The organism is Niastella caeni (assembly GCF_004834005.1).
GTDB lineage: Bacteria > Bacteroidota > Bacteroidia > Chitinophagales > Chitinophagaceae > Niastella > Niastella caeni.
Genome location: NZ_STFF01000004.1, coordinates 1 through 23,775 on the forward strand (window position 1 = coordinate 1; position 23,775 = coordinate 23,775).

23 protein-coding genes and 1 pseudogene are annotated in these 23,775 nt (G+C 37.6%); 22 read left to right on the forward strand and 2 right to left on the reverse strand.

Features of this window, described 5'->3' with window-relative positions; genetic code table 11:
- The 22 genes and pseudogenes from FAM09_RS30910 to FAM09_RS14950 all read left to right on the forward strand — a co-directional run.
- Nucleotides 1–424, forward strand: a pseudogene (locus tag FAM09_RS30910) (hypothetical protein); the annotation flags it as partial.
- 468 nt (nucleotides 425–892) lie between these two features.
- A complete protein-coding gene (locus FAM09_RS14850; RefSeq protein ID WP_136577920.1) occupies nucleotides 893–1,495 on the forward strand; it encodes a hypothetical protein in 603 nt (200 codons plus the stop codon).
- A gap of 326 nt (nucleotides 1,496–1,821) precedes the next feature.
- Nucleotides 1,822–2,328 carry a hypothetical protein gene (locus FAM09_RS14855; protein WP_136577921.1) on the forward strand — a complete coding sequence of 169 codons (507 nt, stop codon included), beginning with the start codon at nucleotides 1,822–1,824 and terminating at the stop codon, nucleotides 2,326–2,328.
- 222 nt (nucleotides 2,329–2,550) lie between these two features.
- Nucleotides 2,551–3,549, forward strand: coding sequence for a hypothetical protein (locus tag FAM09_RS14860; RefSeq protein WP_136577922.1), 999 nt, complete (start codon nucleotides 2,551–2,553; stop codon nucleotides 3,547–3,549).
- Nucleotides 3,550–3,685: 136 nt separating this feature from the next.
- Nucleotides 3,686–4,294, forward strand: a complete 609-nt coding sequence (locus tag FAM09_RS31060) for a hypothetical protein (RefSeq protein ID WP_208025573.1) — start codon at nucleotides 3,686–3,688, stop codon at nucleotides 4,292–4,294.
- Nucleotides 4,295–4,425: 131 nt separating this feature from the next.
- Nucleotides 4,426–5,292: a DUF4261 domain-containing protein gene (locus tag FAM09_RS14870; RefSeq protein WP_136577923.1), complete on the forward strand. Its 867-nt coding sequence runs from the start codon at nucleotides 4,426–4,428 to the stop codon at nucleotides 5,290–5,292.
- Nucleotides 5,293–5,518: 226 nt separating this feature from the next.
- Nucleotides 5,519–6,517, forward strand: a complete 999-nt coding sequence (locus FAM09_RS14875) for a DUF4365 domain-containing protein (protein WP_136577924.1) — start codon at nucleotides 5,519–5,521, stop codon at nucleotides 6,515–6,517.
- A 606-nt stretch (nucleotides 6,518–7,123) separates the two neighbouring features.
- Nucleotides 7,124–7,684: a hypothetical protein gene (locus FAM09_RS14880; RefSeq protein WP_136577925.1), complete on the forward strand. Its 561-nt coding sequence runs from the start codon at nucleotides 7,124–7,126 to the stop codon at nucleotides 7,682–7,684.
- 171 nt (nucleotides 7,685–7,855) lie between these two features.
- Nucleotides 7,856–8,398 (forward strand): right-handed parallel beta-helix repeat-containing protein, encoded by a 543-nt coding sequence (locus tag FAM09_RS14885; protein WP_136577926.1) that lies wholly within the window; start codon nucleotides 7,856–7,858, stop codon nucleotides 8,396–8,398.
- Between the two features lie 415 nt (nucleotides 8,399–8,813).
- Nucleotides 8,814–9,047 (forward strand): hypothetical protein, encoded by a 234-nt coding sequence (locus FAM09_RS14890; RefSeq protein WP_136577927.1) that lies wholly within the window; start codon nucleotides 8,814–8,816, stop codon nucleotides 9,045–9,047.
- Nucleotides 9,048–9,159: 112 nt separating this feature from the next.
- Nucleotides 9,160–9,549 carry a hypothetical protein gene (locus tag FAM09_RS14895; protein ID WP_136577928.1) on the forward strand — a complete coding sequence of 130 codons (390 nt, stop codon included), beginning with the start codon at nucleotides 9,160–9,162 and terminating at the stop codon, nucleotides 9,547–9,549.
- 187 nt (nucleotides 9,550–9,736) lie between these two features.
- Nucleotides 9,737–10,168 carry a nuclear transport factor 2 family protein gene (locus tag FAM09_RS14900; RefSeq protein ID WP_136577929.1) on the forward strand — a complete coding sequence of 144 codons (432 nt, stop codon included), beginning with the start codon at nucleotides 9,737–9,739 and terminating at the stop codon, nucleotides 10,166–10,168.
- Between the two features lie 933 nt (nucleotides 10,169–11,101).
- On the forward strand, nucleotides 11,102–11,755 hold the full coding sequence (locus FAM09_RS14905) for a DUF6624 domain-containing protein (protein WP_136577930.1): 654 nt from the start codon (nucleotides 11,102–11,104) through the stop codon (nucleotides 11,753–11,755).
- A 361-nt stretch (nucleotides 11,756–12,116) separates the two neighbouring features.
- Entirely contained in the window at nucleotides 12,117–12,626 is a 510-nt protein-coding gene (locus tag FAM09_RS14910; protein WP_136577931.1) for a hypothetical protein, read from the forward strand.
- 583 nt (nucleotides 12,627–13,209) lie between these two features.
- Entirely contained in the window at nucleotides 13,210–14,166 is a 957-nt protein-coding gene (locus tag FAM09_RS14915) for a hypothetical protein (RefSeq protein WP_136577932.1), read from the forward strand.
- Nucleotides 14,167–14,388: 222 nt separating this feature from the next.
- Nucleotides 14,389–15,183: an FISUMP domain-containing protein gene (locus FAM09_RS14920; protein WP_136577933.1), complete on the forward strand. Its 795-nt coding sequence runs from the start codon at nucleotides 14,389–14,391 to the stop codon at nucleotides 15,181–15,183.
- Between the two features lie 414 nt (nucleotides 15,184–15,597).
- A complete protein-coding gene (locus FAM09_RS31575; protein ID WP_208025574.1) occupies nucleotides 15,598–15,708 on the forward strand; it encodes a DUF4261 domain-containing protein in 111 nt (36 codons plus the stop codon).
- 106 nt (nucleotides 15,709–15,814) lie between these two features.
- Nucleotides 15,815–16,177, forward strand: coding sequence for a VOC family protein (locus FAM09_RS14930; protein ID WP_136577934.1), 363 nt, complete (start codon nucleotides 15,815–15,817; stop codon nucleotides 16,175–16,177).
- 65 nt (nucleotides 16,178–16,242) lie between these two features.
- Nucleotides 16,243–17,325, forward strand: coding sequence for a ligand-binding sensor domain-containing protein (locus FAM09_RS14935; RefSeq protein WP_136577935.1), 1,083 nt, complete (start codon nucleotides 16,243–16,245; stop codon nucleotides 17,323–17,325).
- 171 nt (nucleotides 17,326–17,496) lie between these two features.
- Entirely contained in the window at nucleotides 17,497–18,126 is a 630-nt protein-coding gene (locus FAM09_RS14940) for a hypothetical protein (protein WP_166437162.1), read from the forward strand.
- Nucleotides 18,127–18,207: 81 nt separating this feature from the next.
- Nucleotides 18,208–18,807: a hypothetical protein gene (locus FAM09_RS14945; protein WP_136577937.1), complete on the forward strand. Its 600-nt coding sequence runs from the start codon at nucleotides 18,208–18,210 to the stop codon at nucleotides 18,805–18,807.
- Between the two features lie 143 nt (nucleotides 18,808–18,950).
- Complete coding sequence (locus FAM09_RS14950; RefSeq protein ID WP_166437163.1) at nucleotides 18,951–19,730, forward strand: tetratricopeptide repeat protein; 780 nt, start codon at nucleotides 18,951–18,953, stop codon at nucleotides 19,728–19,730.
- 299 nt (nucleotides 19,731–20,029) lie between these two features.
- Here the strand turns inward: FAM09_RS14950 and FAM09_RS14955 are convergent, their stop codons facing one another.
- Nucleotides 20,030–20,761, reverse strand: coding sequence for a GLPGLI family protein (locus tag FAM09_RS14955; protein ID WP_136577939.1), 732 nt, complete (start codon nucleotides 20,759–20,761; stop codon nucleotides 20,030–20,032).
- Between the two features lie 67 nt (nucleotides 20,762–20,828).
- Nucleotides 20,829–23,618, reverse strand: coding sequence for an outer membrane beta-barrel protein (locus FAM09_RS14960; RefSeq protein ID WP_166437164.1), 2,790 nt, complete (start codon nucleotides 23,616–23,618; stop codon nucleotides 20,829–20,831).
- Between the last annotated feature and the right edge of the window lie 157 nt (nucleotides 23,619–23,775).

Here is a 23,775-nt window from a genome sequence, read left to right on the forward strand (position 1 = left end):
GATGTCGCAAACGAAACAAAAACCTTTTGACATTAGATTTGACCGGGTAGTACTTGCCTATCAAACGGTGAAGGCCAATAAGGGTAGCTATGGTGTAGACGATGTGTCGCTGGAAGCATACGAAGAAAACTTGCAGGGTAATCTGTACAAGTTATGGAATCGTATGAGCTCAGGAAGCTACTTCCCACAACCAGTGAGACAAGTGCAGATAGACAAGAAGAACGGTGGCACCCGTCCACTGGGAATTTTTGAAACCCGTCCGAATGCAAAGCTCAAAAACGTTGGCTGTAATTTTAAAAAGACACATTCCAGTATGAAAAATTTCATGATCTTTCTTGTTGTGTTATTCCTTACAGTCTCAACATCCTATGACAGACCCAAACTTCTGACACTATACAAATCAAATCGTGTTCAGAAACTGTAAATTATTCAGTTGATGACATGATATTAAAAGGCCAGGTTGGACAAACTCTTGCAAAGCCAGACACAAATCCTTCATTCCAAGGTGGGCTTGACGAGCTTAAAAAATATTTTGCATCGCACCCCTTGACTGACACAAGAGCTAAGAATATCGTTTTTAGAGTTCATATCGGATTCTTAGTTAATTGCAATGGATAATCAGGAAATTTTCAAATAATAAGCAAAGGCAAAGGTAACTTACAGGAAATGGCACATCAAGTGTTGAAAATAGTAAAAGATATACATCAAAACTGGCAAGCAGCATCTGTTGACAATAAAACTGTGGACTGTTACCAAATCTTATCATTTACTGTTTTAAACGGAGCATTGGACAAAGTATCATGTCGTTAGACAAAAACTGCCATACCGCTACATCGCCAATGCTTCAACGTTGGTAGCAAGCCAAAAGAGATATCCTACATCTTATGTAAAATTGGCTGACAAGGCATTTATAAAAATGAAATTTCTTCTGCTGACATTTTTCTTTTGCGTGACTCAAGCTACTTTAAATGCACAACAACTTGACAAAAGACTTTTAGATGAAAAAGTAAAATTAATTGACTCGACTTTCAGATTCAAACAGACAATGTATGTAATAAATGGCATTCCTTACTCTGCGGCTGATAGTGTGACAATTGATTCCGTGCTTCTAGCAAACGGATTTAAATATTTGGTAAGCATTGATATTTTAAAGGAAGCAGCAAGAAATCTAATGCATAACAACAATGATGTTATCCTTGTTACTTTTGCTTACAATCAAAAACTTAAACGAAAAAGGGAACTTTTTAGAACTGTAAGACAACGTTTTGTTGATAATTACGTTTCATTTTCTCAACACTTTTTTACAGACGCAAAAGATCCGGTACTTTACATTGACAATTTATTGATACATCATACAGAAGCTAAAGAGAAACTAAAAGGACTGACATTGAAATCTGTTTATTACATTGACTATAATGACAAAGCCGTTTCAACTGAACATTATGGACAAAATGCAAAGAATGGACTTGTTCGAATTTGGACAGCACCAAAATAGACAATGGCCAGCCACTAACATTGGGTTTTATGCAAGTTGGGCGACACGGAATACCAATTCCCAACCTGCATAAAGTCCTGAACGTTGACTGCAAGTTCTTCGACCAGTTTCAATCCCAAAATTCACAACAACAAATTGGTGCGACTAAAAATTTTGCTATTCCTTTTTGGTGGCCGTTAGCCGCAATTATTCACATCCACTTTAAATATGATACTGTCAAAGAGAGCATCCGATTTTTTGCAGAAATCTAAAAGAGAAAGTTCACAACTGACAGACTCTGAGATTCGAGAACCGTCAATTATAATAATGCACCAATATTTGAACCATTGATTGACTTTCAGAAAAGATATGGTGGTTTTATTTTCTATGCAGGACTTGAACCTATTAAGTTCAGTCTTATAAAAGGAGGGGGCGGATATCCTAAGTCCAGTAAAACAGCGATTGTAGAATTTGAAGAATCGGAATCAGCATCACCAAAATACTTTTTTGATTGTGCGACCACACGTTATCAAATGCAATTCTTTTTAGATGAAAATGGGGTTTATTATGAGGATTATGAAGCAAAGGCTTCTAGCTTTGCCAAAACAGTTGAACATTTAGCCTTGTGGGACGAGATGCGTAATCGAAAAGACTTTGAACTTCTTTTCAGAGACCGTATTCTTAAAAATAACAATGTTGACAAAGAATTAAAACTTGACCTTTTATCAGAAGCATCCGACCAATACACTCTTTGGTTCAGTAATGATGTTATTTATATGCAACAATGGCAAGGACAGACTACATTAGTTGTATCGAACAGTTATCCAGACAAATCAAAGCTTTTAGCACTCTAACGAATGCGGCTAACATTGGGTTTTATGCAAGTTGGGCTCGACATTCTAACATCAACTAATTGCAAATCCCAGCTTCAGTTCGGTCAGACGAATAACTATAAGTTTTTGTACATAACTTCAACAATATATTTTCAATCGACAGTGATTATCGGCAGACGGAATGTTATTTCCCAACCTGCATAAAGCCCTGTTCGTTAGTGGCAAGGCTTCAAAAACTTCACGATGCCAAAACAAAGACAATATTCGGGTGACGAGACAACTGAAACTCTTACCAATTGGAAGAAGGATCAAAAGTCAGCAGAACGGCTGGCAAGTAGCGTATTACATTTAGATAACTTCACTGACATAGACCCATCACATCCAATGGGTGGACGAGATGGCACAAAAGATATTAGTTGCAAAAAAGGTGACAAGACTTTTATTGTAGCCGTTTATTTTCCAAGAACAGCTCAGGCTTTTACTACAATTTCTAAAAAATTTCAGCAAGACTTCGCTGGCGTTTCAAAGAATAAAGCAGATGGCATAATATTCTTTACAAACCAACATCTAACTATAGGAGAAAGAGCAAAAATTAAGAAGGCAGGAAAAAATGTAGAAGTTGAAATTTATCATTTAGAAAGAATTGCTTCTATACTTAACTCACCTGTTGGCTATGGCGTTCGATTGGAATTTTTGGATATAGAGTTAAGCAAGGCAGAACAGCTTTCTTACTTTGCACATAAGGACAATGAATACAAAGTTATTCAAAGCAACCTTTCAGATCTTTTAGGAGTATTAAATCAAACCGGTAGTCTTCCAAATATCTCCACTGATAAACTTAAAGAATTCAAAGAAACATTGGAAACAATAGTTGGTGACAGAAATTCAATATTTGTTTACGGAAACTCTCTAATTGATAGGCTTCACGTTCCACTTAAAGAACTAAAGGAGTTTCAAGAGGTTTTGAGTGACTTAACCGGTTCGGATGGTAGCTGGTTGGTTAATAGCTATTACTTTGCTCCGCTACAAAAACTAAACGTTCCGGTTCAAGCTCTTGAGGAATTTAGAGATATGCTATATGATATTGTTGGCGACAACAATAGTTGGATGATAGCGAATAACGCACCGATAAACAAACTTTATGTTCCTTTAAAAGAGTTAGAACAATATAATGAAGCTCTCGATGACACTTTAGAAAAGCTTAAAGAGATAGAAGAACTTAGACAGAGAACAATAAAATAGCCCATGCCGCTAACATGGGGTTTGGCACTATGGCGGCGGAAGAATATATACTCATCGTTCCGTTCGCTGCTAAGCTGTGGGTCAGGGGCCGACACGATTACAAAGGCAACTTTTTCATAAATTCATATTCATAATTTTGTTTATCACCAGCACCGGGCTGACGGATCACGGAATATCGCCACAGCGCCAAGCCCCGGCCGTTGTGCGTCATTCTTTCGGCTACTCTAACATGAACAATCAGCTAAAAAATATCAGTATTTGCGACGAATGCAATAGCGAATATTATTCCGACACTTCTCAAATGACTAGACTCTGCCCCGAGTGCTCTCATGTTTTATATGGTTATGAAAACTGTCAACACGAATTCGCAAACGGACGATGTATCAAGTGTTTCTGGAATGGCAATTCATCTGACTATATAAAAGGTCTTAAAGAAAAACAGCAAAAAAAGAGCGAGAGAATATTGTACGTCGTAGACTTTTTCCGAACTAAATATGGTGCGACAAATATTCTGATAAACGACCATTGGGAAAGCGATGCAGAGGCGACTGGCTTAACTGATAGAAGTGGTCAGTTTTTAGCTTACATATCAACAATAAGTGGCAAGGACAACAATTACTATTTGGCTTTAGAAAATCCATCGACGGACAATCAATTACCATATTCGCCGGCTGGTGAGTTTGACAATTTGATTTTGGAGGAGCTTGAGAGCCTATTGACAAAACATTTAAAATTGGCTGACTAAAACGAACGCACAACAGGTGGTTTTGTGCAAGCGGAGCACGGCATTGTAACTTCAGCTAAGTGCAATCATCATCAGCAGTTTCGTCTGGACGAACTAAGCCAAGCGATAAAATAAACAATGAATAATAATTTATGAATTTAGCAGCGGTAATGAACAGACGGAATGCTAATTCCCCACCTGCACAGCCCTGTACGTTAGCAGCAACTCTATTTAACAACCCTATGTTTTGGAAAAAGAAAAAGACGGACACCTCACACGACAGCAAAATCATTCTTGGAATGATAATGCTCAATGACAACAATACTTTTGACATTGACCGATTTACTGTCGATTTCAAAAACAATTACGTTAAAACCATTCAAGAACCTTCTGGTGACAATGCTTCTTTTGTATTTAGAATCGGCGATGAAATGGTGGCTATTGCACACATGGACATTCCTATTCCCAAAGGTGACATTGAAGCGACAGCTCAATATTCCTACAATTGGCAAACCGCATTAGAAGACACAAAAGACCATAAAAGCCATTTGATTGTTTCCGTTATGCAAGGTGGACAAGACCAGATAAAGCGATTCAAACTTTTTACACAAGTTCTTTGTTCACTTTTGCGGACAACAAATGCAATCGGAGTTTACAAAGGAAACCAATCTTTGTTGATACCTAAAGAAGACTATTTGAATGAGGCTGAAGTAATGAGTGAGGAATACTTGCCTTTGAACCTCTGGATTTATTTTGGCTTACGTATGACTGAAAATGGCAATGCAGGTTATACATACGGGCTTAAAGAGTTTAACAAAACCGAGATGGAAATTGTAAACTCTTCAAAAACCTTGGAAGACATAAGAGGATTCCTTTTCAATATTGCTCATTATGTGTTGGATTACGATGTAGCATTTCAAGATGGACAAACTGTTGGCGGTTCAGCAGAAGAAAAAATAGCAATCAGTTTTTCTAAGGGACAATTTGTTGAAGGCGAAACATTCAAATTAGCTTATTGACAAAGAGTGTGCTGCTAACATTGGGTTTTATGCAAGTTGGGCTTGACATTTTAACATCAGCTAATTGCAAATCCTAGCTTCAGTTCCAGCAGACGAATAACTATCAGCTTTTGTACATAACTTCAACAATATATTATCAATCAGCAGCGGTTATCGGCAGACGGAATACTAATTCCCAACCTGCATAAAGCCCTGCCCGTTAGCTTCAAACTTAAAGACGATACACATGAGCGACTTACCATATAGAATTAGGATAAAAAATGAAGCAACTGGAATGAGAGTTGTCGCTCAATTTATTCAAGAGTTCTGGGAATGCGGTTGGCAACCTTTTGACGCAAGAAATGACAAAGGAATTGACGGATTAATTCTCATGAAAAAAAGAAACACTGACCTTGGTGTAAAAATTAACGTTCAAGTGAAGTGCGGGGCAAAATATATATCGAGCGAAACTAAAGATGAAATAAAAATATCCATTGACGATGAACATGGGTTAATTGAGCATATTGAATATTGGAAAAAACAAGTTGAGCCTGCGATTTTAATTTTTGTAAACCCAGCAAAACCAATCAGAGATAAGAGTGGAAATATTGTTAAAGATGATAAGGGTAGGACCACTTGGAAGGAAAGTCGCTTAAATTCAAAAGCATGGTGGGTAGATTTAAAAAGTGATGATTTAAGAGTTGAGAATTCAAAAACACTAATTAGCATTCCGAAAAAAAATGTTTTTGGTGAGCACAGTAAAGGGGCGTTTCTTAAATTGATAAGACCTCTTATGTCCAATGCTCATTTACCTTTAATTGAGTTGAATACTGAAAGTAAAAGACTCTTGAATTCTATAAAGCTCAAAGAAGAATCTCATAAATTTTACAAGGATTGGAAAAATGGTAATACCATATTTTGTAAAGCACTAGATAAGAATGTTAGAGTTTCAAGAACTGGTTGGAATCATATTTTGTCGTCAAATAGAGGCGCAGAAAGACGAATTAACTCATTAAAATTGTTAGGAGTTGCGAAACAAATGATTGACCAAGTTGAAAAAGACAAGTTCTTTTTGCTTAACCAAAAGGAAAATTTATTTGAACTTGAGCAAAAATTAGGAATTAGGGCGAGATACATTGACAAGCAACTCGGTGAACAAGTCGTTCAAGTAATTATATTAAGAAAGCTAAATACAAGAAATCGAAATGAAAAACTATGGTTTTACAGCGTTCATTACAGGAGATAGATGCATTACCCTTGTTTAATTCACCTTTATAATCGGTTGACTTGCGTCCTAAAACGCTAAATAGCCGGCCACACATCTATCTCGCTGAAATGAGTGATAAATATATGAAAAATCTTGAAAAAGCCAACAGGTAACACGGGTTTTGCGTCAAAAGGGCTGACGTGCAAATTTGGAGCTTTGTGCTTCTAATGAACTTTAGTAATAAAATGAAAGTAAAAAGTATTTTGACCGGTATTGGCTTTGTTGTTCTCTTTTTTATTGTAGTAAACTTAATACCTAATTCTGGCACGACTTATTACGAATTTGAGAACTACAAAAATACCATAGATTCATCAATTTCGGGAACAGTAAAAAGACTTATTGCATCATAATTACGTGCTGCTAACATGGGTATTGCTGGCAAGCGGGGCTGGACATTGGAACTTCAGCAGTTTGCATCGCTGTACATTAGTCCGGGTTGGACGTTATTAATTTCACTTTAGATCATATCTTCCTCAAAAATATTTTCAATCATCATTTGTTCGGGGCTGGACAGTATAAACATCCCGCCTGCACCAATGCCTTTCCGTTAGCGGTCAGCTTAAAACGACACAACAGAAATAAGAAATGATATTTTTATATACTGCAAGGGGAACATATGACAGTACTTATGACGAAGACGGAATGTCTTGGGACAAATACATTGAATGGTCTAAGTTGACACATTTAACCGAACTTGTTTCGCTAGACGGAATGTTAAATGAAATTTTAGTTGACCCTGATTATGACAATGCAGACGATTGGAACTATATTCATATCGTAGAACAATATCAAACAGGCTTTTTTACGACACTTGACTTTGTATTCAAACGTCTAAAAGCAAAAAGCAAGTTTAACCTTTTGACAGTTGTGTTAGAGCCAGACAAAGACTGCAAGAATATAAACGTTGAAGGTTATGAATTTATCGGTTATGATTTATTAGACCAAGATTTCAGCATCAGTGCTTTGACAAATTGTGGTGGTTTTGACGAATCATTTTTGCCAGCAGACGTAAACGACAAAGGACTTATTGACGACTTCACAAAAGCATATGAAATTAAAAAACGACTTTTAGAAAACAATCCTGAAGAACATCACGCAGACACAAACGTTATTGCTGTTTGGCGTCACAAAACAATTGGACGATGACACAAACTGATACGAACAAAGAAAGCCAAACAACTAACAGACGTTTGGCTCAATGGCGGGTGACGTGCTTAATTGAACATTCTACCTCGCATCAACGTTTGTGGTGTATTGACAGTTTTGTGCTCCGAAATCCGCCACTGCGCCAAGCGCCAAAACGTTAGCGGTAATAATATGACGACACTACCGAAACATAACATAACAACCGAAAGTGCGACTGACTTATTAAAAGACGGACGACCCTTGACTGACATTTATATTGACGGAGTACTAAAAATTGAAACGTCTGACACATGGGACAAGGAAGTTGTATTTGAGAATTGTATCGTAGAATATTTTTCTGGTAGTGTTACTCAGTTTGACAAACCTGTAAGACTAATAAACTGCCACTTCAAAAAATGCCAATTCGTATTCACTTATTTTTTAGGCGGACTGACAATAGACAATTGCACTTTTGACAATTACTTGGACTTTCAAGCAGGCGGACATAACAAAACAGGAAATCCAGTAATCATAACTAATAACGAATTCAAAGACTTTGTAAACTTCTTTGACTGTTGGTATGAAAATGAAGTTACAATTCGCAACAATAAGTTTCACAAAGGGACGAACTTATTAGGCAAACCACATAATATTCCTGTGACATTTGATAAAATAGCAATTATCAAAGACAACATTGGACAACTTGACTTAGATAACGAAGGAGAAAAAAAGTGAGTAACAGAACGATAAACATATTGACAGCCATACTGCCCAACAGTTTCATCAGCGTTGGGGCGACAGTAAAAATGTTCTTTATCATTTAGATTTGACTTGACCCAAAGCCCACATGGGCTTGACAATCTTTGTTCGGCTTTTGTACATTTTTTGTTCTTGGTTTTTCAATTTAGCTTTTGTAACTGGTGGACTTTTGCTCAAGTCTAAGCAAGTGGACATAGTACACGGTTTGACAATCACTGCAACCTTGACAAAAACTATGACCAGCACGCACATAACTATCAAGCAATAACGTTTATTTTTATGAAATTTTTGAGACTATTATTTCTACTAACATTGCTGACGAATTACTCCTTATTGCAAGGGACAAGACACTTTAAAACATGCCAACATAGAAAGCAATAAAGTTAGCTTTGTGACAACTATTGACATCAAACAAGCGACTAAAGACGGTATTTATCTAAATGGTTACGTTGTAAATATTTCATATGACAAGCTGATGAAATTAAATGGCAAAAGAGTTCGTATTAGCGGCAAAGTGACTATTGTAAAAGGACTTAAGCATTATAATGACGGAGAAATAAGACAAGGAAGACAAGAAGACACCAAACATATTTTAAGACCTAAAATCAAAATTATTGACAATTGATTTCTCCGTTTTAAACTTATGAAAGACGTAAGAAGTACGGCACAAGAGGGTTTCTGCTATGGTGGCTTCAGAATAAGTATGACAGGCTTCTAGCCAAGACGGAATTCTCGCGATGACCCCAAAAAATATTAAAGACGAAAGGAAAATAGTTACTGCTGCCATCTCAGCTGGCATCATCTTGTATTTATCGAAATTTTTAAGACCCTACTTTAGTGACAATAATTCTGCCCTATTTATTCTGGGATTTTTACCCAATTTAGGGTTGGCGTTTGCTCTACCGTTTATTTATGTTGCCAATAGGATTCGATTAAACAAACCAATTAAGCATTTTACTATTTCCTGTGTTGTTACACTTTTCCTAATGATTTTGAATGAAATAAGAGATCAATATCAATCAGGGCGAGTATTTGACTGGTATGACATTTTTGGATCATTAGGTGGAGTTGTATTTGCATTTTTAGTATTTAATTTTGTATTTAAAGTAAATAGTGGAAAAGTTTGAAAACCGAGTTCACCCAAAAATCTGCGCAACGAACCGCTAACAGGGGATTTCTGCTATGCTGGTTCAAGTGCAGGAATTCTATTGAACATTTGTGCCAAAAATCCGCCACATCGCCAAGCCGTAACTCGTTGGCGGCAATGCCAGGGAAAACTTTTTCCAATCAGCAACAAAAAAGACATCTTATATTATGACAAGGCCGCTTCTGTTAGTATTATTATTGGCAAATCTTCAAAGTGCAATTGGACAGCAAAAAGATATTGATGACTTGAAGACGCTCAATCAGAACTGGCTCAATTCATATCCAAAAAAGGATACTGCAACATTGGCAAACATCTTTGCTGACGATTTTCTACTGATATCTCCTAACGGTACCAAAATGACGAAGAATGACATTCTAAGAAATTTGAATAAACAGGAGACAGTTTCAATAAGGGCGGACAGTGTGGACGTAAAACTGATTTCTAGCAACGTGGGATTAATAACCGCTTACACAACATTTGTTTTAAAGGTGGATGGCAAAGAAGTGACAGGACGAAATTGCTATCAAGATGTGTATGTAAAAAGAAAACGCAGGTGGTTTGCTGTTGCAGCTCATGTGACATTACTCAAGACCAATTGAGAAGATGCTCTGCATGGCACATGCCACCAACAAGGGGCTTTCTGCTATGCTGGCTTCAGAACATATCCTCATCGATATATCGCTATTCAGCTTCAGTCCCAACTGAACGAAAATAACCGAACTTTGGAATATACCCTCAGCTTTCTATCTTTACTCAGCAACAATACCAAGCTGAAGTCGACTTTCAGCACAGCAGAAAGCCCTGGATGTTGGCTGCCATTTTAAGACGAACGATAATGAACATATTTGGACTAAATAAAAATGACAATTCAGAAGACATTTACTTCCTTAGAGAGACCTTGCCACACATTGACACCTCAAAGCTTTTCACAATGACTAGCGAGTACGGAAAATTGCGTGTTCAAAATAAAAATGTAAACTGTTTATTCAGTAATCTGACCCGCGACAGTTTTGACAAAATATACAACGACTTTAACCGACACTTAAACTTGAACTTTGAGCCGCTTAATCTCGACAACAAAGTATATTCTCTGACAGCAGACGAACAAGAAAAATTGTTCGAGACAATCGTGACAAGTTGGATATACTACTATACTATAAACAATTTGATTGTTAAGGTAAAAAGGTCAGACTTTACGCATCCTTATATGGTTGACTATGTTCTTAACATTGTTGACAAAAAATATGGGTCTGACACTAATGTAAGTTTGGCTTTAGGGGCAAAAATACTTCGACAAGACCTAAACGATTATACAAAGACCGTAAAAGGACGAAAAGCATATTATGACAGATAAAAAGCGTCAGCTAACACAGGTTTTGCGTTAGTGGGACGGACGGTACGAATATGAACATTGAACAATTAATAAACGTTGGTGCTGGCAGACAGTTTACGGTTTCAAAAGCCCACCAACGCAAAGCCCAAAAACGTTAGCTGCGATTTTGACAGAACTGCTATATCAAATCACACACACAATGAAACTTGTAACGATTTTGACCCTTGTGTTGGTCACAAAATTTTCTATAGGACAAACCACTTTCAATGATACACTTGCTAAGCAACTTGAAATTGTTTACAACGACGACCAAATCTATAGACAACAACTTGACAGCGTTCAAAAGAAATATGGACCAAAATCAAAGGAGATGCAAGCACTTTGGCAAAAGTTAAATCAGCAAGACAGTATTAACGAAATAAAAGTGAAAGCAATTTTGGACAAGTATGGATGGCTTGGATCCAACATTATTGGGGTAAATGGAAATGACGCATTGTTTTTGGTAATTCAACATGCAGACTTATCGATACAAGAGAAATATTTGCCAATAATGAAAGAAGCTGTTAAGAATCGAAACGCAAAAGCAAGCAGTTTGGCATTACTTGAAGATCGCGTTGCTTTAAGACAGGGCAAAAAACAAATCTACGGTAGTCAAGTTAGCTGGAACATGGAGACAAACGAATACTTTGTTTTACCTCTTATTGACCCGGACAATGCAGATAAGAGACGAGCGGATGTTGGACTTCCGCCACTTGCACAATATCTAAGTAATTGGAATATGAAATGGGATGTAGAACAATACAAAAAAGACTTGCCAAAACTTGAAGAGAAGTTGAAAACTAAAAACCAATAAATCGCAGCTAACATCGGTTTTGCAATATGGTAGCTGATGAATAAGTGTTCAGCGATTGTAATACTATTAAACTTTAGTAATAAATTTAAACTGACGGAGTACGGAATGCCACCACATCGCAAAGCAACATTGGGTTTTATGCAAGTTGGGTTTGACCTTGTACCATCAGTTAATTGCAAATCCCAGCTTCAGTTCCAGCAGACGAATTACTATCAGCTTTCTTACATAACTTCAGCAATATATTTTCAATCAGCAGCGGTTATCGGCAGACGGAATGCTAGTTCCCAACCTGCATAAAGCCCTGTTCGTAGGCTGCTACTTTAAAGAAACTCTCAAATTATCAGACACTGACATCTAATATATGCGACACATTTATTTGTTGATAACAACTCTAATTTTTATAAACGCTTGTGGACAAAATAAAAGTAAAAGACTGACAGTTATTTATTTTGACGACCAAAACCCGAACTCAAAGGTGACAATTGACACATTGCTTAAAGCAAAAAAAATCAATGTAGCAGACACACCTATTGATTTATTTTTTGCTTGCAAGAATTTTCATTTGCCTTATTACGTCCCATCTGACGGGATTTATAAAAATGCAGCTAAAGACAAAGAGTGTGACATGAAGATTTATCCAAGAAATGTAAAGTGCTATGAATATGACAACAAGAAAAGAGTAACCAAAATGACTGTTAAGGGAAGCGGAACGATGAATAATTTCACGTACTTGTATAATGACAAAAGCCAAATCACGGAGATAACAGATATGGGTTCAAAGTTCGAGTTTACATATAATACCGACGGAACACTTTCTGAATTAAAACAAACAAGTCCATTTAATAAAAAATTAGTTTTCGTTTACGAGTGACGAAAAGCAGCAGCCAGCAGGCGGTTTGGCAATATTTTTACCCAAATTTGGGTTGGCGTTTGCTCTACCGTTTATTTATGTTGCCAATAGGATTCGATTAAACAAACCAATTAAACATTTTACTATTTCCTGTGTTGTTACACTTTTTCTAATGATTTTGAATGAAATTAGAGATCAATACCAAGCAGGGCGAGTATTTGATTGGTATGACATTTTTGGATCATTAGCTGGAGTTGTGTTTGCATTTTTAGTATTTAATTTTGTATTTAAAGTAAATAGTGGAAAAGTTTGAAAACCGAGTTCACACAAAAATCTGCGCAACGAACCGCTAACAGGGCTTTCTGCTATTCTGGATTCAGAACATATCCTCGTCAACAAATCGCTAATCAACTGAAGTCCTAACTTTACGAACATAACCGGGCTTCGGAATATTACTGTTATTGTAAGTGGACCATAAACAACAATAAAACTACCACCAACAAAAGTATTTGCAAAAGCAACCGGGCTGAACAATCAATGAATTCCCTGCCTTTGCAAATACTCGAACGTTACCTGCAATTATTAAGCAGCCTAATTAATTCAAATGAGACAATTCACATTCGCAATTCTTTTTATTTCTTGTATCGGCTTTTCGTTTTGTAGCAGCGGACAAGAAAGTTTCCCAGACAAAATCATGGTTGCTAAGTCAGACAAATTAAAGAGAGTGAAAGGAACAAGACTTTTTGTTTCCACACCAGATAATTACAAACCAATAGAAAGTATGGTTCGTATGCAACGAGATGACAACACTTACTTTCAGGTGCTTGAAATTCCCAACACCAACTTTCTTGAATACAAAGGCAGCTTGACAAAAGAAGCGATTGAAAGTAAGGGAGCAAAAGTTGACATTGACAAGCCAGTTAAATACAACGGGTTTGACGCCATCTATTTTTCAGGACCATCGAAAACAGACGGTGAAACAAAATTAGGTTTAGCCTTTGGCGACCAAGATTTTGTTGTAATGCTTGTTGGTGTTTGCAAAACTCCCGATAAGACGGCTATGGATGAACTGAATAAAATTTTCAGCACTTCATATTACGACAAATCATTTGACCTTAATCCATTGGAGTTAGCTTCTTTTAAGTTTGATGGTAGCATTACAGGTTTCAAGTATGCTTCATCAATGGGTAACGTTTTCATTTATACTCCTAATGGCAAAGAAGACTTGAATAAACAGCAAGACGACTTACCAATTTTTCAATTTTCCACAATTGAAGCTCCCACCTTTTCAAAAGCAAAAGAGTTTTTGGACTATACCATTTCAAGATACAGTGTTCAAGGAATACAAATGAGTGACATTACTAAGAAGGACATTTCTATTAACGGAAATCCTGCTTACGAAGTAACAATAAAGGCAAAAGATGCTAATAATAACACGACATCCTTATATCAAGTCATCATTCATAAAGGGACAAAAGCAATTTTATTCTTAGGCTCTGACACAAAAAACGGAAAATGGCTTGACAAGTTTAAAGCGACAGTTCAAAGCATACAACTATAACTGCAGACAACAGTGCATTGGCAATATGGCGGCTCGACGAACAAATTGTCGGCTACAAATCGTTAATCATTACACCTGTTCGGTTCGACCGAATTTAGTAAGCCTTTGAATAAATTTTTACATTAGTTCTTTAATCAGCTTCTCGGCAGACGAATACTAATTCCCAACCTGCATAAAGCCCTGAACGTTAGCAGCAATTTTAAAACGACACTAAATAAAAATATGAATAAGAAGATTGATTTGGCTGAATCACAATTTATGATTACAGTTAATTACGACTCGCAAATTTTGATTGATAATCAAAGTGTGGGAAATGTTAAGAAAGGAGAATTTGGAATTTTTAAAGTATTCCCAGGAGAACATTACATTGAAGCTAGAAGTTTAGACGGAAAATGGAAATACAAAGGACTTCATAGCGTTCAACTTGGTTATCAAGAAATAGTGGAATTAGTTTTGCTACCAGCAGATGTTAGTATAGGTCTTTCTGGAACTTATAGAGACCAACGTGACAATCGAACTTATAAGACAGTCAAAATCAATGGAAAGACTTGGTTAGCAGAAAATTTAAAATACACTATACATCGTAGCTGGTGTTACAGTAACAATCAAAATAACTGCAACAACAATGGACGACTATATCATTTAGATTATATTAAAGATGCCTGTCCTATTGGCTGGCATATTCCGACTAGAGAAGAATGGCTAGAACTAATTCAATTGTATTCTAATGAAACATTGATAAATGATTTGAAGTCCGGGGGTAAATCAAACTTTAACTTACAATTTAGTGGCAATATTTGGGCTCGTATGAACAATAATGCTGTTTTTGAATCTTATGAATTAGGGCAAACTGAAAAATTTTGGTTAGACGAACCAACTGTGGTTGATGGTCATAATGAAAAAGGAATGTGTGTAGCATTTAATCTCAATGGATTTAGTATACAAAAAAATGTTGCTAGACAACATGGTAACCAATACTGTAATGCTATTAGTTTAAGATGTGTTAAAGACGATTAAAAATAACAGTTGCTAACACGGGTTTTGCGTCAGGCGGGGATACGTGCAAAATTCAATGTTAGTTTTTCAATTGAATATTAGTAATAATTTCAGCTTTTGTGGTCCGAAACCCGCATGAACGCAAAGCCCGAAAACGTTAACTGCAACTCTATTTGACACATCACTATGTTTTGGAAAAAAAGGTAGACAAAACTCAAGACAGCAAAAAAATCTTAGGAATGGTCTTGCTGCAAGACGCTAAGGCTTTTGACATTGACCCTTTCTGCAACGAAAAGACTTAAAAATGGAACTTGCTAAAAAACTAATTCAAAGTTCACAAGACAAATAGGGCAGCAGGCAACAAAAGTATTCGGGCGGTACGTTCATCTTTTCAATAAAAGAATCTTATACATCCAGAGGCGTGCCCGAAGTGACGTGAATTTTAAAGATGGCGAAACCATCGGTTACACTGAAGACCAGAAAATTAAAATTACATCATCTAAAGGAGTATTTGTTGACGGAGAATCCTTCAAACTTGAAATGTAGAACAAAAAAGCAGCATACAACAAGGGGATCCCGCCCGAACGCAAAGCCGAAAACTGTTAGCGGTAATTAGATTAAAAAACTTCTTGGTAAAGAAAAAAATACAACAATGGATTTTCAACAACTAGTTCCGAATGTTTATTATGTGAATATTACTAATGGCTTGAAAATGTTTTCCGACTGTTTAGGTTTTGTTATTGGACATAATGAAATAAAATCTGACCAACCTTTTTGCGTACTGAATAATGATGGATTAAGCATTTATCTTTTTGAACATGCAAAGCTTGCCAAGGAACATAATCCTGAGTTTAGGTTTGTTACTAAAAATATTGAAGAAGTTTATGAAAGGGTTTCTAAATCTCATCCAGAATTTCTTCATCCAAATCTTAAAGAAATTACGCTTCGCCCATGGGGTGCTAAAGAATTCGCATTAAGGGATGAACAGGTGTGTATTATAATTCAACAGTGGTGAGGTCATTTTGCAGAGCGACACCCAAACCGGCACATAGATAAAATGGATCAATGACAATTTGAACAATGAAAAATTATTTATTAAAAACTCAAGTTTTTACTTTCTTGACAATATTACTTTTTGGCTCTGCCTGCAACGGACAGGTTAAAAAAGATTTACCAAAAGAAAAGGAACATCCAAAACTTATAAAAACCTTAGGTGGCCCCCGCTATGGAAATGTTCAATGTATCCTACAGGACAAAGCCGGCAACCTTTGGTTCGGCACCACAGAAAATGGTCTTTATAAATACGACGGAAAATCGTTTACCCAATATTTGGTGGCAGATGGGCTTAACAGTAATAGCGTCTATACCCTATTTGAAGATAAAGATGGTAAGTTTTGGATAGGTACAGAAGTGGGGCTGTGTCTTTACGATGGTAAAACATTTGCAGAAATCAAGATTCCTTTACCCAAAAACCTGCCTCCCAACAAGAATAACCACTATCGCAACAAGCATTGGGTATTCAGTATCATACAAGCAAAAAGCGGAAAATTATGGTTCGCAACTATAGATGGTGTTTATATCTACGATGGCAAATCTTTTACTCCATTTATAATTAATGACACAGCTAGTGGCTTTTTGAGCACTAACCATAACGTGGAACGAATTTTAGAAGATAAAGCAGGTAACATTTGGTTTGGAGCACGAACCGACAAAGGTGTGTATCGTTACGACGGAAAATCTGTAACAAAACTTGAACTAATGGAATTATTTCAAGATGGGCCAACGCCAAAACCTCATAGTTGGGGCTGGCCTCAACTGCAAGACAAGAACGGGAATATTTGGTTCACTAATTGGGGTGGAGCCTACCGGTATGATGGCAAATCATTTACAAGTTTTAAGTTTCCTAATAATGGGTTTACCCGAATTATAGAAGACAAAAAGGGAAACCTTTGGTTTGGTGGTGATGGTATTCACCGTTATGATGGCAAAACTTTCACTCATTTTTCTACAAAAGATGGGCTAACCAATCCTTGGGTTTGGTCAATTTTGGAAGATAAAAGTGGCAATCTTTGGATAGGCACAAGAGAAACAAGTCTTTTTCTTTACGATGGAAAAACATTTATTACTTATTCGGAATATAAACCCAAGCCTGTAACGGACTAACTAAATTTGCTGCAAATAGACTGAATTGGAATCTTTTTCTTGAACAACGATGATGTAAATGAAAATATTGAATTATAGAAAAAATAGCTATAAAAGGCGTTTGGCAAAAAGGCGGGTTCAGTGCTCAAATGAAGCTTTGTGCTTCGTATTAATAAAATATTTGCAAAAATAATGACAAATATTTCGAAACTCTTCTTCCCGACAATTCTTTTAATAGCACTAACATTTTGTGGACAGACACCAAAAAGCTTTGACAATGGTGCTTATGTTGTTGACCCCAGCATAAAATCCAGGATTGACAAAAAAGTAAAATCTTTTAACGGTGTCACTATGAGTTCTATGGATTTTAAATTGTTTAAAAATGACAGCATCCTTGCTGACACTTACGCTAAGGGAAAAAGTATTGACGAATGTATGACTATGACTTCACTTGACGGTGACACAATAAACATTATAGGGTTTATGGGAATGTTTGCAGGTTTTGGTTATCAAATTGCCTTATTTAAGGACGCTTGTATAGTTAGACACTTTGCGAAGTCTGACGTTGAAATTTATAAATTAAAGAAGACAGACTCTTTAAGTTTCGGCGTATCTGTTCCTTGTAAAACTTACAAATTGACTTTGGTGAGCAAGCCAACTTTCAAAAAAGGCGACATAGTGGAAGGAATTATTGAATTGATGAGTGATGAATATTATGCAGCAGCAAACGGTAATGAACGAAAATATAAAATGCAGTTGACAGGATATTTTAAGACCAAGCCATTAGCAAGTTCCGCAGAAAGTTATCAAAAAACTAATTGACAAAAACAAATGAGCATGCTGCTAACAGCCAGTAGCGGCGACATCTTAGGACAGCCCTACACTTATTAATTATTTTCAATAATGACCATTAAGGAACTTTTCGGCAAAACAATAACTAATATCTATGCGACCTTTGGTGTAGAGCAAGAGTGGCTAGACACGGCAGATTGTTTTATTGAACTGGATAATAATTTAGTTATAGCATTTCCTTTCAGTTTTTCTGAAGAAGTTTGGGTAAGAGAACTTGACGCAAAAGCAACCACACTTTTTAATGACTTATCTGATTATCCAGTTTATCACGTAAACAAAGAAGGAAAATCCATTGGGGAAATCGCAGCGACTTATCAAAAACAAAAGCGAAATATTTTCAATAGAATCAAAAAGGCAATATTTGGACAAGATGTAGTAATTAAAGAATATCAGCCTTACAAAGTTGAGTATAAAGAGAATAAAGCTAAATACATTCAAGGGGCTAAGATTTCAGACTTTCTTTGGTATGACGACGAATCCGAGAAAGGACTATTTCTACTTGAAAATGGCTATGTGATTACGGAAACAAGAATGTCGCCAAGCGGTACTGGACTTGCTGGACTGAACTACTATGAATCGTTGCAGGACTTGGAATCATGGAGAGGAAATGATTTTAAGCGACTTTCGGAAAACGAACAAGGCAGCCGCTAACAATGCATTGGAATATGGCGGGGCGACGAACATATTGTTTATCATTGGCGCCCACCGTCACCAGTTGTGCGTTGTGCCGGGCTGAACATTCAATGAATTCCCTACCTTCGCAAATACTCGAACATAAACCATTTAAAACCTCTATGCAAAAAAAATTATTGACCATTTTAACTGCTTTCGTAGCGACAATTTCCTTTGGACAAAACGCAGAAGAACTTAACAAGAAATCAAAAGAATTCCTTGCCCAACAAGACTTCAAAAATGCCGTTCCCTTAATCAAACAAGCAGCTGAAAAGGGAAGTGCGGAAGCTCAATATAATTATGGCATCTGCTATCAACAAGGCGTTGAAGTTCCCAAAAGCGACAGTATTGCCAACATTTGGTTTTCAAAAGCTGCCAATCAGGGTTGGAAAGACGCACAGTTTAAGATGGCTTACAGTTACGCAATAGGTCGCGGTGTGACAGAGGACGATAATCAAGCATTTTATTGGTTTGTTAAATGCGCCGAACAGTATGACGTGGAATGTATGTTTAACGTGGTGACCTATTATAAGGCAGGTCGTGGGACTCAGAAGAATATGGACAGCATGTTGATTTGGGCGACACGTATTGCATTATTAGAAACACCGGAAAATTTAAGAATAAGCGGACAAATCACTTCAGCGAGAGCAAATCTTGCAATGATGTATCGTGACGGACAGGATGTTCAAAAAGACCTTACAAAAAGCTACATGTGGTTTCTGATATACAATGAAAGCAAACGTGATTTTTCAGTTCTTGTGCAACAGAAAAACATAGAAGCCATTCAAGCTTTGGAAAAGCAACTTTCTCAGGCCGACAAGGACAAAGCAAAACTTGATGCGGAGAAACTTTTAGGAACGAAGTTGGAAAACCTTGCTAACCTTTATAAACAGGATTTGTAGTGCGACAACAGGTTTGACCAATCCAGAAACAGAGAAATTCCAGTTGGAATGAAAATGATCAAACTTCCAAACTCCATTCACAACGATATGGACGACCACGCTAATAATGAGCAGCGAAATGAAATTAGAAGATATATTACGGCATTTTTAAATGACTGACAATTTTCTGACAACTATATGGAAGAAATTCCTATTGGTAAGTGGTTAACTTATAATCCCGACCATACAATTAAAAACATAGCGTATTACAATGATGGTAAGGTTGTTTCGCTTGACAAATAACTATGGAATGCCCCCTTTTACAACAAAAACTGAAACTGTCGCTTGGCGCCGTCGTTGCCCCAGTCTTTCATAATGGTTTGCACATGCGACCGGTAATCAGTGCCGGTCATTTTCTTTCCTTTCCTTGGCGATACCAGGTCTTTATCTGTCACTTCTATCAATTGCAGTTTCGTGGCATACCAGGTGGTATGCAATCGCGGAATGGCAAGCCCCAGTATCATGCCCGGTAATCCATTAAATGATTCCGGTCCGCCGTTGGTTAAAATTTCATCGGTGTAGAATGCGATCACAACAATGGAATCCATTACCTTGCCTACCGCTTTACGGCAATCGAACCCGGCAATCTTTCTTATTTCGGGCGTGATCTTCCATTCTACATGACGCAGCGAGTCTGCTACCAGATATAAATCGCCCCATATGCTCCTTTGCGTTATAGAGGTATTGCTGTCTAATTTGGTGAGAATGGTATTCTCCGAATCAAATATGCCCCAATATTTATTCTGCTTCGTATCCGGATCACGGCCCACTTTGAATATCGTGCGGTCTCCTTTGAAGGTGAGGTCATAATAGAAAGTTACAAATTTCGGCAGGTTCTTTTTAGCCATATCATCCCAGATGCTGCTTTCATCCATAAACGCATGCTGGTTGGTCTTCCGTTCAAATTCAATCCTTCCCTGGGTAATAAATTGTTGCTGCGCCAAAAGCGTAGAAGGGGATAATGATGCGATTATATAAATAAGTATCTTCATTGCTTTATTGATAGTTTTTTGTTATTTAGTTAAGAACTTAATAACTAATGAACTTATAAACTTGCTTTTACCAATCCATCGGTTTTCCATTCTTGTTAAAATTCCAGATGAACGACAGCATAAAATACCGCCTGATGGTATCATAGGTTCGCTCTGATAAAAAGTTGCTGTTGATGTTCCGGTTGAACCCGATGTTCTGGTCAAGGATGTCATTGGCGGAGAACCGTAACCGGGCTGCATCATTCTTGAACAGCTTCCGGTCTAACCGCGCATTCAACCTTATTGAATTGTTGTTCTTGTCAAATACACTTGTTTTTTGGCGAATATTGAAGTTGCAGGAACTGCCTATTTCAAGTTTCCAGGGCAGGTGTACGTTTGCATCTACATAATGGTCTTGCGTCCAATACCGGGTAACCAGGTCGCTTCGTAACGATGTTTTGGAAACATTATGGTTGAAGTTCGTGGTAAGCCAAATAGAAAATTTCTTTTCCTTTTCATAGCTGAATTCTGGCCCTGCACCGAATGTATAACTATCGTTCTCGTTTTGTAATCCATCAATAAAATTGGTGTTGTGGTTCACATTGAACCGGCCATTGACGCCCGCCCTGAATCCCAATTTCTTTATTTTCTTTCCATAATAGAAGTAGCCGTTTATTCTATAATTACCGTCCACATTTACGGGTTTGCTTGTTTTTCGCCCGGTAGAAAGGTCTAATGTATTGAGCGTACTGAAATCATGCTGGGTGGCAGTCATATTTAAGCTGACATAAATATTTCGCTCCGATAAAAATTTATAACTGTTGAACGTCAGGTAAAAGTTGTGGCGAAATGCCTGTTTCAGATCAGGATTGCCCACCCTGATGTTCAATTGGTCTGTAATGTCCTGTATCGGTTGTATCTGGTCAATAGAAGGCGCTTGCGTGCTTCCGTTATAATTAAACCGCAGGTTGCCTTTGCCGCCCATGGTCCAGTTAAGGTTTGCCTGGGGATAAAAATTGGTAAAGCTGTAATTGATGGTGGAATCGCCTTTCAGGTCTTTGCGGGAAAAAGCGGCATTAGATACATTCATGCCGAAGGAAAAATTAACTCGTTTGGGTTTGGCATACCGGTAATTGATGCCGCCCGATTGTGTCAATACATTAAAGCTGTATTCATTGCTTAAGGAATCTATTCTTTCTTCATATTTCCCTGTTGGGGCTGTTTTTTCAAATGTAGCAATGCGCGATTGCCGGTGGTTGTTATCGATACTGTAATTGAATTCGAGTAACGATCTTTTGGTAAGCGGCTCGGTGTATGTAATGCGGGAATTTATTACCGACGTAATATTATCCGTTCCTTTTTGCTGGTCCAGTATTTTAGTGCTATCCAGCACGTTGTTCCTGAAATAATTGTTGTCGGAAAAGAAAATGCCTTTCGATGCAACTTCAGTATAATTCTGGCGGGCAGCCAGTGAAATGGTCCTTCCCTGTTTTTTGAATTTCTGTTTCCACAGCAGGGTAGAGTTGAAGTTTTTGTTGTTTGCATCTGTGGTGGTTTCCCGGTCAATAATACTCAGGGTATCACCGTAACTGTTCAACGATTCCTGGTGAAACTTACTATGGCCATAGTTATTGCCCGTTGATGCCTGTGCCGTTATTTTTACTGATGAGAAGGAGTCGATCTGAATTTCATACAGGCCCTCGATGCGGTTTCTGTCGCGGCTTCGGAAGCTATTGCCGTAATCATTCACATATAATATGGTATCGGGTAAACGATACTGGCTGAATGTATTTCCCTGGGCTTCCGTGTTTATTTTATTATACTGGTACGTACTGTTTAAATGGATCTTATCGCCCTTCCATTTATTGGAGTAATGCAATCCACCGTTCCATCCTTTGGGCAAGCCTTCGCCCCAATAATTGCCGTAACCAAATTCATCATCATTACCATTAAAGGAAATGTACATGCCGCCCGCATCATCGCTACCCATTTCTACGTTATTGTTGGCGCCGTAGTTCATGCCTTCCTTCCAATCGAGCCCCGTTTTACCGGTGTTCGACATAATACTAAAAGCCGCAAACTTCCGTTTTCCTTTAAAGGCATTCACCATTACATTATTGTTCCAGTAACGGTTGGCATCGGAACCCAGTTCCACTTTGCCAAAATACCCTTTCTTTCTATCTTCTTTCAGTTGCAGGTTAATGGTCTTTGTTTTCTCGCCATCATCGATGCCGGTAAAGGCCGCCTGATCGCTTTTTTTATCAAATGCCTGTACTTTATCTACGGCGTCGGCTGTTAGTCCACGCGTGGCAATGGTGGGGTCATCGCTGAAAAATTCTTCACCGTCAACCAATACTTTTTGAACCGTTTCGCCCTGGGCAGAGATCTTTCCATCTTTGTCTACCTGAATACCGGGTAGTTTTTTCAGCAGGTCTTCCACGGTAGCGCCCGCACCCAGTTTAAAACTGTCGGCAATATACTCGGTGGTATCGCCCTTGATGCGAATAGCGCCCAGTTTGTGCTGTACTACTACTTCCTGCAACAACTGGCTTTTCAGGGTCAGTGAAATAGCGCCCAGGTCAACCGTTGAACTTTTGGTTATTTCTATACGGTCGAAATAATCGGCATAGGCCGGGCGGGTAACCATAAGAATAAATTTGCCCGGCAATAACTTTTGCAGGTTGAACTGGCCCGCTTTATCAGTACGGGTAAAGCCTGCCAATACCGAATCGGCAGGTCGCAATACAGCAATAACAGCATTGGAAAGGTTTCTTTTTTCCGATGTGTCAATTACTGTACCTTTAATAGCGGCATCCTGGGAAAATACAGTCAATGAAATAGCGAATAAGACAACAAGGAGTGCAGTCGTTTTTTTCATGGCGTTTTTAAAGGGACAAAAGCAATTAGCCATATTGCTGGTTAATATGTTTTAAGGAATCTACCCCAATACGCCTTTTTGGAGTTTGCGAATGTCTGTAATGAAATTGGGAAATGACCTGATCGATATCTTAATTTAACGTTAAAGCACCGTTCAA